Origin of the sequence: Marinobacter sp. 1-3A (assembly GCF_016597775.1) — a bacterium.
Lineage (GTDB): Bacteria > Pseudomonadota > Gammaproteobacteria > Pseudomonadales > Oleiphilaceae > Marinobacter > Marinobacter xiaoshiensis.
This window is the reverse complement of sequence record NZ_VCGZ01000012.1, coordinates 32012-46609: the sequence shown is the minus strand read 5'-3', so window position 1 is coordinate 46609 and position 14598 is coordinate 32012. Positions and strand designations below refer to the sequence as shown.

At 52.7% G+C, this 14598-nt stretch carries 10 protein-coding genes; 8 read left to right on the top strand and 2 right to left on the bottom strand.

What is annotated here, in order from left to right; all coding sequences use genetic code 11:
* Window positions 1-14 precede the first annotated feature (14 nt).
* Together fadA and topA are read left to right on the top strand one after the other, a co-directional pair.
* Entirely contained in the window at window positions 15-1190 is a 1176-nt protein-coding gene (fadA, locus tag FE848_RS16585; protein ID WP_200204965.1) for an acetyl-CoA C-acyltransferase FadA, read from the top strand.
* Between the two features lie 271 nt (window positions 1191-1461).
* Window positions 1462-4101, top strand: coding sequence for a type I DNA topoisomerase (topA, locus tag FE848_RS16580; protein WP_200204964.1), 2640 nt, complete (start codon window positions 1462-1464; stop codon window positions 4099-4101).
* Window positions 4102-4190: 89 nt separating this feature from the next.
* Here the strand turns inward: topA and FE848_RS16575 are convergent, their stop codons facing one another.
* Window positions 4191-5063 (bottom strand): NAD(P)-dependent oxidoreductase, encoded by an 873-nt coding sequence (locus tag FE848_RS16575; protein WP_200204963.1) that lies wholly within the window; start codon window positions 5061-5063, stop codon window positions 4191-4193.
* A gap of 134 nt (window positions 5064-5197) precedes the next feature.
* Window positions 5198-6472, bottom strand: a complete 1275-nt coding sequence (gene gltA / locus FE848_RS16570) for a citrate synthase (protein WP_200204962.1) — start codon at window positions 6470-6472, stop codon at window positions 5198-5200.
* Window positions 6473-6949: 477 nt separating this feature from the next.
* Here gltA and sdhC point away from each other — a divergent pair, with 477 nt between their 5' ends.
* From sdhC to odhB, 6 genes are all read left to right on the top strand, one after another.
* Window positions 6950-7327: a succinate dehydrogenase, cytochrome b556 subunit gene (gene sdhC, locus FE848_RS16565; protein WP_200204961.1), complete on the top strand. Its 378-nt coding sequence runs from the start codon at window positions 6950-6952 to the stop codon at window positions 7325-7327.
* Window positions 7318-7668 (top strand): succinate dehydrogenase, hydrophobic membrane anchor protein, encoded by a 351-nt coding sequence (sdhD, locus tag FE848_RS16560; protein WP_227715416.1) that lies wholly within the window; start codon window positions 7318-7320, stop codon window positions 7666-7668. The genes sdhC and sdhD overlap by 10 nt, the downstream gene beginning before the upstream one ends.
* 3 nt (window positions 7669-7671) lie before the next feature.
* Window positions 7672-9444, top strand: a complete 1773-nt coding sequence (gene sdhA, locus FE848_RS16555) for a succinate dehydrogenase flavoprotein subunit (protein WP_200204960.1) — start codon at window positions 7672-7674, stop codon at window positions 9442-9444.
* A 14-nt stretch (window positions 9445-9458) separates the two neighbouring features.
* Window positions 9459-10163 carry a succinate dehydrogenase iron-sulfur subunit gene (locus tag FE848_RS16550; protein ID WP_200204959.1) on the top strand — a complete coding sequence of 235 codons (705 nt, stop codon included), beginning with the start codon at window positions 9459-9461 and terminating at the stop codon, window positions 10161-10163.
* A 314-nt stretch (window positions 10164-10477) separates the two neighbouring features.
* A complete protein-coding gene (locus tag FE848_RS16545; RefSeq protein WP_200204958.1) occupies window positions 10478-13315 on the top strand; it encodes a 2-oxoglutarate dehydrogenase E1 component in 2838 nt (945 codons plus the stop codon).
* A 25-nt stretch (window positions 13316-13340) separates the two neighbouring features.
* Window positions 13341-14570, top strand: coding sequence for a 2-oxoglutarate dehydrogenase complex dihydrolipoyllysine-residue succinyltransferase (gene odhB / locus FE848_RS16540; protein ID WP_200204957.1), 1230 nt, complete (start codon window positions 13341-13343; stop codon window positions 14568-14570).
* Window positions 14571-14598 lie beyond the last annotated feature (28 nt).

Below are 14598 nucleotides of genomic sequence, written 5' to 3'. Positions count from 1 at the left end.
ACGGAGAAAGATCTATGAGCCTTAATCCGAGAGACGTTGTCGTCGTCGATTGCGTGCGGACTCCGATGGGTCGTGCCAAAAATGGTTGTTTCCGCCATGTGCGTGCGGAAACCCTGTCGGCTACGCTGATCGATGCTCTTTTCGAGCGTAACCCGAAGCTCGACCCGAAAGAAGTTGAAGATGTGATTTGGGGCTGTGTAAACCAGACCAAGGAGCAGGGCTTTAACGTGGCGCGGCAGATTTCTGTGCTGACCCGTATCCCTCATGAGTCTGCAGCCCAGACTGTTAACCGTCTGTGTGGTTCTGCCATGAGTGCAATCCATACAGCAGCCCAAGCCATCATGACCGGCAACGGTGATGTGTTTGTGGTTGGTGGCGTGGAGCACATGGGCCACGTACCCATGACGGAAGGTTTCGACCATAACCCGGCTGCTTCCAAATACACTGCTAAAGCCTCGAACATGATGGGCCTGACAGCAGAGATGCTGGCAAAAATGCACGGCATTACCCGCCAACAGCAGGATGAGTTTGGTGCTCGCTCACATCGTCTAGCCCATGAAGCGACCCTCGAAGGCCGTTTCAAGAACGAAATCGTGCCTGTTGAAGGTCACGACGAGAATGGCTTTAAGGTGCTGATTGAGCATGACGAGACTATTCGTCCCGACACCACCGTGGAGTCACTGGGCCAGCTTAGACCGGCTTTTGATCCAAAGAACGGTACGGTAACGGCGGGTACTTCTTCTCAGCTGACAGACGGTGCCTCTGCTATGGTCCTGATGTCTGCAGAGCGTGCAGAAGCACTGGGTCTGAAGCCGATGGCGAAGATTCGCAGCATGGCCGTTGCTGGATGTGATCCCGCAATCATGGGCTATGGCCCTGTACCGGCAACCAAAAAGGCACTTAAGCGTGCAGGCCTGAAAGTTGAAGATATCGACTTCTGGGAACTGAACGAAGCCTTTGCTGGTCAGTCTTTGCCAGTGTTGAAAGACCTGAAACTGCTGGGTGTGATGGAAGAGAAGGTTAACCTGAACGGCGGCGCGATTGCTCTTGGGCATCCGCTGGGCTGCTCTGGTGCCCGTATCTCTACCACTCTGCTGAACGTAATGCAGGCTAAAGGCGGTAAGCTTGGTGTATCCACCATGTGTATCGGCCTAGGCCAGGGTATTGCGACGGTCTGGGAGCGCCTGTAATCCGTTAAGCGGGTTCAGTAACGCTTTCATGGGAGGCCCGGCATTCGCCGGGCCTTTCTTGTTTCAGGGTGGGTGCAGAGTGCTTCTCTAAAACTTGAAAAATGCATGACTGAAACAAAGAATGGGTTGTCTTGCTATTCCTGACACTGTAAAACAGTGAGCCTATACATAATGGCGGCTTCTATAGTTTTTCCAGCCGATTGATTTTACAGCGAGTTTACGGTCTGCTTGTATGTCGACCGATTTATCGCCAAGGATACAGATCTCCGATATGGGTAAAAGTCTCGTAATTGTCGAGTCACCAGCGAAAGCGAAGACCATTAACAAGTACCTGGGTTCTGACTTCATCGTAAAGTCCAGCGTTGGGCACATTCGTGATCTGCCAGTTAGTGGCAGTGGGTCCCAGTCTGATCCGAAAGAACGTGCCAGGCAGGCGGCGCTTACGCGCAAGCTCAGCCCTGAAGACAAGATTGTGCATAAAAAGCGCAAGGCACGGGAGCAATTGGTTGCTCGTATGGGGGTTGATCCAGACAATGACTGGAGTGCCCGATACGAAGTCCTTCCTGGCAAGGAAAAGGTTGTTAGTGAGCTCAAGCGTCTCGCAAAAAATGCCGACCACATTTACCTCGCAACGGATCTTGACCGCGAAGGGGAGGCTATTGCCTGGCACCTGAAGCAAGCCATTGGTGGCGAGCCTGAAAAATACCGCCGTGTGGTGTTTAACGAGATCACCAAGCGTGCCATTCAGGAAGCATTTGAAAACCCGGGAAGTCTCGATACGAATCAGGTGAACGCTCAGCAGGCTCGTCGCTTTCTCGACCGGGTTGTTGGTTACATGGTGTCGCCGCTATTGTGGGCCAAACTCGCCCGCGGGCTGTCTGCAGGCCGTGTTCAGTCAGTGGCTGTACGTTTGATTGCGGAGCGGGAGCGGGATATCCGGGTGTTTGTACCGGAGGAATATTGGCAGTTGTTTGCCGGGCTTGGTGCCAAGGCCGCTGCGCAGCCGGTTCGGTTTGAGGTTACCCGCTACGACGGCAAGCCTTATCGTCCGGTTAACGAGCAGCAAAGCAATGAGCACGTAGAGCGCCTGAAGGCTGGCGCCTTTGAGGTGGCCAAGCGGGAAGACAAACCAACCAGGTCTCGCCCGGGCGCACCTTTTATTACCTCAACGCTACAGCAGGCTGCAAGTAACCGCCTTGGGTTCAGTGTCAAGAAAACCATGATGCTGGCACAGCGGCTGTATGAGGCAGGTTACATCACCTATATGCGTACCGACTCTACCAACTTGAGTCAGGACGCGATTAATAGCTGCCGGGAGTTCATCAAGGATCAGTTTGGTAATCGTTATTTGCCTGAGAAGCCCAAAGTTTATGGCAGCAAAGAAGGGGCTCAGGAAGCGCACGAGGCCATTCGTCCTACAGAGGTGTCTCGCAAGGCCGCGGCAATCAGTGGCTTGGAAAAAGACGCTGAGAAGCTCTATGACCTCATCTGGCGTCAGTTTGTTGCCTGCCAGATGTCTGAGGCCGAATTCCTTAGCACCTCTATCGTAGTGGCTAACGGCGATTACGAACTGCGTACCCGTGGTCGCATTATCAAGTTTGAAGGTTTTCTGAAGGTGGCCCCTCAGTCGGCCAAGAAAGAAGAAGACGTTGCCCTGCCAGACATCAAGGTAGGTGAGTCTCTGAGTCTCGAAAAGCTCGAGCCAAGCCAGCACTTTACCAAGCCAGCGCCTCGCTATACGGAAGCAAGCCTGGTTAAAGAGCTTGAAAAGCAGGGTATTGGTCGGCCATCCACATACGCATCGATCATCTCGACCATTCAGGATCGTGGCTACGTGCGTCTGCAAAACCGTCGCTTCTACGCTGAAAAAATGGGTGAGATAGTCACGGATCGCCTGTGCGAGTCGTTTTCCAACCTCATGGACTTCGATTTTACCGCCAAGATGGAAGGTGATCTTGACCGCATTGCTTTAGGCGATGTGGAATGGAAAAAGGTTCTTAACGACTTCTATGCCAACTTCCGTCAGCAGCTGGAGTCTGCTGAAACGGCTGATGGTGAAGGCGGTATGCGCCCGAACGACCCGACCGAAACCAATATTCCCTGCCCAACCTGTGCGCGTAATATGCAGATTCGTGTTGCAAGTACGGGTGTGTTTCTGGGCTGTTCCGGATATTCGTTGCCGCCGAAAGAACGCTGTAAAACAACCATCAACCTGGTGTCAGGTGATGAAGTTGTTAGTGCTGATGATGATGTTGAGGGCGAGGGCGAGACCCGGCTGCTGCGTAAAAAACGACGTTGCCCTATTTGTGCAACGGCCATGGACAGTTATCTGGTGGATGAAACCCGTAAGCTCCACGTTTGCGGTAATAATCCCGACTGTGCCGGGTATGAAGTGGAAGAGGGCACTTTCCGGATTAAGGGCTACGACGGCCCCACGCTTGAGTGTGACAAGTGCGGTTCTGAGATGCAGCTCAAAACCGGGCGCTTTGGTAAGTATTTCGGGTGCATGAGCGACACCTGTAAGAATACCCGCAAACTGTTAAAGAGTGGGGAGCCGGCGCCACCCAAAATGGACCCGGTACCAATGCCAGAGCTGAAGTGTCAGAAAGTCGATGATACCTATGTGCTGCGTGATGGCGCATCAGGAATGTTTTTGGCGGCTAGCAAGTTCCCGAAAAACCGTGAGACTCGGCCACCTCTGGTTATGGAGATTAAGCCGCATCGTGAGGAAATAGATCCGAAACACGATTATCTGATGGAGGCGCCAGAGCGTGATCCTGAGGGCAATCCGACTGTCATCCGTTATAGTCGCAAAACCAAAGAGCAGTATGTGATGACGGAAAAAGACGGTAAGGCTACGGGCTGGTCTGCATGGTATGTGAACGGAAAATGGCAGCCCCGGGAAAAGTAAAAAGATAATCAAGGCTGGTCAGGCCAATAAGAAAAAAGGTCAGAGCGCAAGCTCTGGCCTTTTTTGATTTGGCTGAGTTCTTTTTAGGCTTATCTGAATTTCCGCAATCTTTGAATAAGTGACGACGTATCCCAGCGTTTACCGCCCATCTCCTGAACGTCGCCATAAAACTGGTCTACCAGGGCTGTAACCGGTAGCGAGGCGTTCACCTTGCGTGCTTCATCGAGGCATATGCCGAGATCTTTTCGCATCCAGTCAACTGCAAATCCATGATCAAATTCACCGTCAATCATGGTTCCTGAGCGGTTTTCCATTTGCCAGGACTGTGCGGCGCCCTTGGAAATGACGTCAACGACTTTTTTAACATCCAGATTTGCCTGTTCGGCAAAATGAAGAGCTTCCGATAGTCCTTGTACCAAACCGGCAATGGCAATCTGGTTGACCATTTTCGTTTTTTGGCCGCTTCCTGCAGGGCCCATAAGATTCAGGGCTCTGGCGTAGTGCTGCAGTAGCGGCTGAGCTTTCGAGTAGTCTTCATCTGAGCCGCCGCACATAATGGTAAGCTGTCCCTTCTGGGCACCCTGTTGACCTCCTGACACTGGTGCGTCGATAAAGCCCATACCAACCCTGCCTGCAGCCGCGGCAAGCGTCTCAGCTACGCCGGCAGAAGCAGTGGTGTGGTCCACAAGCACGGCACCGTGCTTTGCGTGCGCCAGAATGCCACTCTCGCCTTCATAAACCGTAATCAGGTCCTTGTCGGCACCAACACAGGTCATTACAAAATCAGCGTCTTTGACGGCTTCTTCTATGGTCTGACAGGCGGTTCCCGGGTAATCCCTGGCCCACTGAACCGATTTGTCCGTTGAGCGATTCCATACCCGAACGGTAATGCCGGCTTCGGCCAGATGGCCTGCCATGGGATAGCCCATAACGCCAAGACCGATAAAGGTTGCGGTTGTCATTGGTTTCTCCTTGTAGAGTTCTGGAGCTTAACTTAGCACAGCGTCAACAGATTGCAGGCGATAAGACACGTTAATTAAAGGAATAAAAAAGGCCGCTGAATCAGCGGCCTTTTGGGCATTACGACAGGCAGGACTTATTTTTTTGGGTAGTCCCGTGCTGGAGAGCCAGTGTACAGCTGGCGTGGGCGGCCAATGCGATAGTCACCGCTGACCATTTCGTTCCAGTGGGAGAACCAGCCGATTGTCCGCGCCATGGCAAAGATTACCGTAAACATGGATGTCGGGATCCCGATTGCCTTCAGAATGATGCCTGAATAGAAATCTACGTTCGGGTAAAGCTTGCGCTTGACGAAGTATTCATCTTCCAGGGCGATTTGCTCAAGACGCTGGGCGATCTTCAGAAGAGGGTCGTTTTCCAGCCCGAGCTCGCTCAAGACTTCGTGCGCAGTTTCGGCCATAACCTTGGCGCGCGGGTCGAAGTTTTTATAAACCCTGTGCCCAAAGCCCATCAGTCGGAAAGGATCATCTTTGTCTTTAGCTCTGGCAATAAACGCATCGATGTTGGATACGTCGCCAATTTCCGCAAGCATATCCAGAACAGCCTCGTTAGCGCCGCCGTGCGCGGGGCCCCAGAGAGCCGCAATGCCTGAAGCGATACAGGCGTAAGGGTTGGCGCCGGAAGAGCCTGCCAGTCGCACAGTTGATGTGGAGGCATTCTGTTCATGGTCAGCGTGAAGAATGAATATCTTGTCCATCGCTTTCCCAAGAACCGGGTTCGGCTTGTATTCTTCGCACGGCGTGCCGAACATCATCTGCAGAAAGTTCTCTGCATATGACAGGTCATTGCGCGGATACATGAACGGTTCGCCCTTGGAATATTTGTAACACCAAGCCGCAATTGTTGGCATCTTGGCAATCAGGCGATGGGCTGTGATTTCCCTTTGTTTTGGGTCGGTGACATCCATCTGGTCATGGTAGAACGCAGACAGGGCGCCGACTACACCACACATAATGGCCATAGGGTGCGCATCACGGCGGAAGCCATGGAAGAAATTGCGCATCTGGTCATGCAGCATGGTGTGCTTTTTGATTGTTTCGTGGAACTGCTTGTTATCTTCGGCAGTTGGCAGTTCGCCTTTCAGCAGCAGGTAGCAGACCTCAAGGTAATCTGAATGCTCTGCGAGCTGCTCGATTGGATAGCCCCGGTGCAGTAGAACACCTTCGTCGCCATCGATGTAAGTGATAGCAGACTCACAGGCGGCCGTAGAGACAAAGCCCGGGTCGTAAGTGAAAACGCCATTCTGGACTAGGCCTCTAACGTCGATAACGTCAGGTCCAACGGTGCCGGAATAAATCGGTAGCTCAATGGACTCATTCCCCACCGAGAGCGTGGCTTTCCTGTCGGTCATAGTGCTCTCCTGTTTATCAGCTTTGACAGTGCTAGCTGTCTTTATAGTTGCGCGAGAAGGCGCGTATTATCGCAAAACTGGCGGCAAAATATAGGGCGTTGGCTTTTTTTGTCAATGAAAGAGTAAGGAAACATTACGATCATCCCTTTGCTGTAAATCAGGGATATCACGAATAATGCGGCCTCGGATGGAAAAAAGCATTTGTCAATACGCTTAATAGCTTGCTCTGCTACAGTGCTCACGCGGCTTAGGCGTGTGTTGCGCGTTTGTAATTATACGGGCGTCTCCTTATAATCCCTAGCCCGGAATTGGGGATCCATCTTCACGGATGCTTGTGCGTAGCAAGCTACCTTGTTGGTGCTCACCCTCCTGAACCAATCGTCTGTCGATATCGTATTCAACATTCGATCGTTACATACCAACTAACCGCCGCCGGCTTGCCGGTTCTGCGGCACCAAAAGAGAGTGTGAGAGCGCTGTGAATAGCAAACGACCAGTAAATCTCGATCTCGGCACGTTTCATTTTCCGCTGCCAGCCATTACGTCCATATTGCACCGCATCAGCGGCATCATCATTTTTGTTGGTGTTGCGTTCATGCTCTACGGACTCCAGCTTTCCCTTTCAGGGGAAGAAGGCTTCAGTCAGGTCAGTGAACTGCTGAACAGCTTCCTTGCCAAGCTGATTACCTGGGGCATTCTGTCTGCTCTGCTTTATCACCTGGTTGCGGGTATCAAGCATCTGCTTATGGATATGGGTATTGGTGAAGAGCTGGAAAGCGGGCGAGCCGCTGCAAAAATCACAATTGCAGTCTCCGTTATCCTCATCGTTCTGGCGGGAGTTTTCGTATGGGCATGAATAGTGTGACCAACATTGGCCGTAACGGTATCCAGGATTGGATTATCCAGCGGGTTTCTGCATACGTTCTGGCTTTTTATACGCTGTTTTTGATTGGTTTTTTTGCCATAAATACTGAACTGGACTACCAAACCTGGTCGGCTTTGTTCAGTCAGACGTGGTTCAAGATCTTTTCATTGTTGGCCTTGCTTTCAATCGGCGCTCACGCGTGGGTCGGGCTTTGGACCGTGTCTACCGACTACATCAAGTCAGCAATGCAGCGCTTTCTGTTTCAAGCAGCATTCATTCTGGTTAGTTTTGTGTATGTGGTCTGGGGAATCCAGATTATTTGGGGGCTTTGATCGATGTCTAACATTAAGACCATCTCTTACGACGCAATTGTAATCGGCGGCGGCGGTGCCGGCATGCGAGCGGCCCTGCAGTTGACTGAGTCGGGCGTTAAAACCGCGTGTATTACCAAAGTATTTCCAACTCGTTCGCACACGGTATCTGCCCAGGGCGGTATTACTTGTGCGATCGCAAGCGCTGACCCCAATGACGACTGGCGCTGGCACATGTATGACACTGTTAAGGGGTCTGACTACATTGCCGACCAGGATGCAGTTGAGTACATGTGCTCTGTTGGGCCTCAGGCTGTTTTCGAGCTTGAGCATATGGGCCTGCCTTTCTCCCGTACTGAGCAGGGGCGCATTTATCAGCGTCCATTTGGTGGACAGTCCAAAGGTCCGGACAACCCGACTCAGGCAGCACGTACTTGCGCAGCCGCTGACCGCACCGGCCATGCTCTGCTGCACACGCTTTATCAGGCAAACCTGAAGGGCGGCACTACCTTCCTGAACGAGTGGTACGCCGTTGATCTGGTCAAAAACAGCAAGAACGAAGTTGTTGGTGTTGTTGCCATTGAAATTGAAACCGGCGAAGTGGCTTACATCAAGTCCAAGGCAACGGTTCTGGCAACTGGCGGCGCTGGTCGTATCTACGCTTCGACCACCAACGCGCTGATTAATACGGGCGATGGTATTGGCATGGCGCTGCGCGCGGGATTCCCGATGCAGGACATGGAAATGTGGCAGTTCCACCCAACCGGAATATACGGTGCTGGTACGCTGGTAACGGAAGGTTGCCGGGGTGAGGGTGGCTACCTGATCAACTCTGAAGGCGAGCGGTTTATGGAGCGCTACGCTCCGAACGCGAAAGACCTTGCGGGCCGTGATGTTGTTGCGCGCTCCATGGTTATCGAAATCCTTGAGGGTCGCGGCTGTGGCCCCGAGAAGGATCACGTGTTGCTGAAGCTGGATCATCTGGGCGAAGAAACACTGAACCTGCGACTACCGGGTATCTGTGAGTTGTCTCGCACATTTGCTCACGTAGACCCTGTTAAAGAGCCAGTTCCGGTTGTTCCTACCTGTCACTATATGATGGGCGGTGTTCCTACAAACGTAGGCGGCCAAGCGCTGACTCAAGACGAGAATGGTAATGATCAGCCCATTCCAGGTCTGTTTGCCTGTGGTGAAGCTGCTTGTGTTTCCGTTCACGGTGCAAACCGCCTGGGCGGTAACTCGCTTCTGGATCTGGTAGTTTTCGGTCGTGCGGCAGGCCTGCATATCGAAGAGCAGTTGCGCGGTGGTTTTGAAACTGATGGCGCAACTGATGAAGATATCAAGCGTGCGATGGCCCGTCTGGATCGCCTGAACAGTGCTTCTGAAGGTGAGAGCGTTGCTGAAGTTCGTAAGGATCTTCAGAATTGTATGCAGCTCTACTTTGGTGTATTCCGCGATGGCAAGAGCATGGAAGAAGGCTTGAAGAAGCTTGAGGCCATTGGTGAGCGTGTTCGCAACACCAAGCTTACGGACACCAGTAATGCGTTCAACACTGCGCGCATTGAAGCACTTGAGCTGGACAACCTCTTCGAAGTGGCCCTGGCGACTGCAATCGCTGCAAACGAGCGTAAAGAAAGTCGGGGCGCTCATGCTCGTAACGATTTCACCGAGCGTGATGACGAGAACTGGTTGGCGCATTCTCTCTACTTCCCGCTGGACAAGCGTATTGGCAAGCGCGCTGTTAACTTCGCGCCTAAAACTGTCGAGTCTTTCCAGCCGAAAGTCCGGACTTACTAAGGGGAACGTACACTATGTTGGTAAGCCTTTACCGTTATAACCCGGAAACTGATAACGCCCCCTACATGCAGGACGTCGAAGTCGAGCTTCCGGCAGGAAAGGATCTGATGGTTCTTGATGTTCTTAATCTCATCAAGGAAAAGGATTCGTCCATGGCCTATCGCCGCTCATGCCGTGAAGGTGTGTGTGGCTCGGATGGCATGAACATGAACGGCAAGAACGGCCTGGCATGTATTACCCCGATGTCGCAGGTCGTAAAGAATGGCAAGTTGGTATTGCGCCCACTGCCAGGCTTGCCGGTTATCCGCGATCTGGTTGTAGACATGAGCCTGTTCTACAAGCAGTACGAAAAAGTAATGCCGTACCTTGTGAACGATACGCCTGTGCCTGCCATTGAGCGTCTCCAGACACCAGAAGATCGGGAAAAGCTGGATGGTTTGTACGAGTGTATTCTCTGTGCATGCTGTTCCACATCCTGCCCTTCGTTCTGGTGGAACCCGGACAAGTTTATTGGGCCGGCGGGGCTGTTGCAGGCATACCGCTTCCTGGCGGATAGCCGCGACACAGCGCAAGCTGAACGTCTTGCTGACCTTGATGACCCGTTCAGCGTGTTCCGTTGCAGGGGCATCATGAACTGTGTCAGCGTATGTCCGAAAGGCCTCAACCCCACAAGGGCAATCGGCCACATCCGGAATCTTTTGCTGCATAGAGCTACATAAGCGGCAAGATTTCAGACAGGCGCTATACTGGTCTGAACAGGTTGGAACCCCGGAAGGCCTCGCATTTTTGCGGGGCCTTCAACCAAAGGCTTATAGTCAAAGGTCTTACCCGGGTGCACACTACGCAAGCCGTGGCGGGAACTCACCAGGTTTTCTTGCGGCGTTGCAGAGTATAAAAATCATTGGGGAACGGAAAACATCCATGTTGGGTGTGGTGGCCACAGTCGATCCCGTAAAAACCCGTATTGACTGACAGTTACCCCTGGCCGACCATACTTGGCTCCCCCGCACCAGCCCAAGGTGAGCTATTCAAAATGCAAGAAAGCATGATGGAGCAGTTATGGCAGACGTCCCACTTGCAAGGTGGAAATCTGGCCTATGTTGAACAGCTTTTTGAAACCTACCTGACAGACCCTAATGCCGTTCCTGAAGAGTGGCGTAGCTATTTTGACAAGCTTCCAAGCGTTGATGGCAATCATGGCCGCGACGTTATTCACTCTTCGATCCGGGAACAGTTTGAACACATCTCCCGCAATCAGCGTTTCCTCACGACTAACAGCGTGCCAGCAGGCGTTACGTCTGATGCTGATAAAAAGCAGATTCGTGTTCTTCAGCTAATCAACGCATACCGTTTCCGTGGTCACCAGGAAGCAAAGCTTGATCCGCTTGGCGTTTGGAATCGTCCCAAGGTAGAAGATCTTGATCTTTCGTTTCATGATTTGTCCGAGTCAGACCTTGATCTGGAGTTCCAGACTGGTTCCCTGAGCTTCGGTTCTGACACCATGAAACTTGGCGATATTTACGATGGTCTCCGCAAGACATACTGCGGAAGCATCGGCGCTGAATACATGCATGTTGTTGATACCCGCATCAAGCGCTGGTTTCAGCAGCGTATGGAGCCGGTTCGTTCTGAACCCGGTTTCGAAGCCGCTACCCGTACCCACATTCTTGAGCGCCTGACAGCGGCTGAAGGCCTGGAGAAATATCTCGGCTCCCGCTATCCCGGCGTTAAGCGTTTTGGTCTTGAGGGTGGTGAAAGCCTCATTCCCTGCATGGACGAACTTATCCAGCGTGCCGGCCATTACGGTGCCAAGGAAATTGTTCTGGGTATGGCTCACCGTGGCCGGCTGAACATTCTGGTCAACACCTTGGGCAAAAACCCCAAAGAGCTGTTTGACGAATTTGAAGGCAAAAGGCTGGCCGATTCCGGTTCTGGCGATGTTAAGTATCACCAGGGCTTTTCGTCCAACGTTATGACCGAAGGTGGAGAAGTGCACCTGGCTATGGCCTTCAACCCATCTCACCTGGAAATAGTATCTCCAGTGGTTGAGGGGTCGGTTCGTGCCCGCCAGACACGTCGTTCCGATACCGAAGGCAATCAGGTTGTTCCGGTTATCATGCACGGTGATGCGGCGTTTGCCGGCCAGGGCGTGGTAATGGAAACCTTCCAGATGTCCCAGACCCGTGGTTTCGGGGTGGGCGGCACCATCCATATAGTTATCAATAACCAAGTTGGCTTTACCACCAGCAAACAGGAAGACGCACGTTCTACTGAGTATTGCACCGACATCGCGAAGATGGTTCAGGCGCCGATACTGCATGTGAACGCCGATGATCCTGACGCGGTTGTTTTTGTGACTCAAATGGCGATGGACTATCGTAACGAGTTCAAGGGTGACGTGGTTATCGATCTGGTTTGTTATCGTCGCCGCGGGCACAACGAGGCGGATGAGCCTGCTGCAACCCAGCCGATGATGTACCAAAAGATTCGCAAACTGAAAACCACACGCACTATTTATGCAGAAAAGCTGGTTGCTGCCGGTGTGGTGACAGAAGATGAAGTCAAGCAGATGGAGAATGAGTACCGTGATGCGCTGGATAACGGCGAGCACGTGGTCAAGTCTCTGGTAAAAGAACCCAATAAAGACCTCTATGTTGATTGGGCTCCGTATCTTGGCCACGCATGGACTGCCAAATGCAAATCCAGTGTGCCATTGAAAACCATCCAGAAGCTGGGTAAGAAATTAACCCAAGTACCGGAAGGGTTCAGCGTTCAGCGTCAGGTATCCAAGATTGTTACTGACCGTGACAAAATGACGGCCGGTGCCCTGCCCATGAACTGGGGTTATGCAGAGATCATGGCCTATGCGACTTTGCTGAATGAAGGGCATCCAATCCGCTTGACCGGACAGGATGTTGGCCGTGGAACCTTCTCGCACCGCCATGCAGTGTTGCATAACCAGAAAGACGGCTCGCGGCATATTGCGCTGGCTCAGCTTTCTGAAGACCAGCCCAAGTTCGAAATTTATGACTCCCTGCTTTCTGAAGAAGCAGTGATGGCGTTCGAATATGGCTACGCGACGACTGCGCCTAATGCGCTGGTGATCTGGGAAGCCCAGTTTGGTGACTTCGCCAATGGTGCACAAGTGGTCATTGACCAATTCCTTACCAGTGGTGAGCACAAGTGGGGTCGCCTGTGCGGGCTAACCCTGTTGCTGCCTCACGGCTATGAGGGGCAGGGGCCAGAGCATAGCTCTGCCCGCCTTGAGCGATTCCTCCAGCTTTCCGCAGAGCACAACATTCAGGTATGCGTGCCTACAACGCCTTCGCAGGTCTTCCACATGCTGCGCCGTCAGGTTAAGCGCCCGCTGCGCAAGCCCTTGATCGCAATCACGCCCAAGAGCCTGTTGCGCCACAAGGAAGCCACCTCGGATCTGGAAGATCTGACCTCAGGAACCTTCCAGACGGTACTTCCTGAGAAAGATTTGCCTGAAGCAAAAAAGGTTACTCGAGTTATTCTTTGCAGTGGCAAGGTCTATTATGACTTGCTGGAGAAGAAGAAAACCGAAGAGCGAGACGACGTTGCCCTCGTACGCATTGAGCAGCTTTATCCGTTCCCCGGTGAAGACCTGGATGAAACTTTGGCGCAGTATCCCAAGCTCAAGCATGTTGTCTGGTGCCAGGAAGAGCCAATGAACCAGGGTGCCTGGTATTGCAGTCAGCACCATATGCGAAATGCGCTGCAACGTCTGAACCCGAAGCTGTACCTTCAGTATGCCGGCCGACAGGCTTCCGCTGCTCCGGCGGCAGGGCACATGTCTGTGCATATTGAAGAACAGAAAAAACTTGTTAACGACGCGTTTGAAATCTGACGAGCTACCGAACTAAGGAACTGTAATGTCTACTGAGATTAAAGCCCCCGTATTCCCGGAGTCGGTCGCAGAGGGTACCGTCGCGACCTGGCACAAACAGCCTGGCGAAGCCTGTTCGCGTGACGACCTGATTGTCGATATTGAAACCGACAAAGTGGTTCTCGAAGTTGTCGCACCTGCAGACGGCGTAATCGAGGAAATTCTTAAAGGTGAAGGCGACACCGTCGAGAGCGGTGAAGTTATTGGTAAATTCAAAGCGGGCGCTGTGGGTGACTCTGGCTCGTCGGATAGCAAAGCCAGCAGCGCCGCTTCTGAAAAAGATGAAGCCAAAACTGAGCAAAGTCAGGATTCAGGTGACGCGATTCTGAGCCCTGCCGCGCGTAAGTTGGCTGACGAAAATAATGTTGATCCGGCTACCGTAAAGGGAACTGGAAAAGACGGGCGTGTTACGAAAGAAGACGTTCAGAACCATGTGGATACTTCCAAGGCCTCTGGCGGTTCTGCAAAAGCAGCTGCACCGTCTGCAGTGCCTGAGGTAAACGTGGCCGCTGGTGAGCGTCCTGAAAAGCGCGTGCCGATGACGCGCCTGCGTGCCAGTATTGCCAAGCGCCTGGTTAATGCTCAGCAAACAGCAGCTATGCTTACGACCTTCAACGAGGTCGATATGGGCCCGATCATGGAGCTGCGCAAGGCGTACCAGGACAGCTTTGTTAAGCGTCATGACATCAAGCTGGGTTTTATGTCCTTCTTCGCCAAGGCCGCCACAGAAGCGTTGAAGCGTTTCCCCGCTGTTAACGCATCGATCGACGGCAACGACATGGTTTACCACGGCTACCAGGATATTGGCGTGGCTGTATCTACCGAGCGTGGATTGGTTGTTCCTGTTGTTCGCGATGTTGATGCGCTGGGTCTGGCTGATATCGAGAAAAAAATCGTCGAGTACGGCACCAAGGCCAAAGATGGCAAGCTTGCAATTGAAGATATGACCGGTGGCACCTTTACCATCACCAACGGCGGCATCTTCGGCTCGCTGTTGTCTACGCCGATCCTGAACCCGCCCCAAACCGCTATTTTGGGTATGCACAAAATTCAGGAGCGCCCGATGGCGGTCAATGGCAAGGTGAAAATCCGCCCGATGATGTACCTTGCGCTGTCCTACGACCACCGCATGGTGGATGGCAAGGAAGCGGTGCAGTTCCTTGTAGCGATCAAGGACATGCTTGAGGACCCGGCGCGTATTCTGCTGGATGTGTGAGCTGACACCTAACGAATCGGAAAACAGG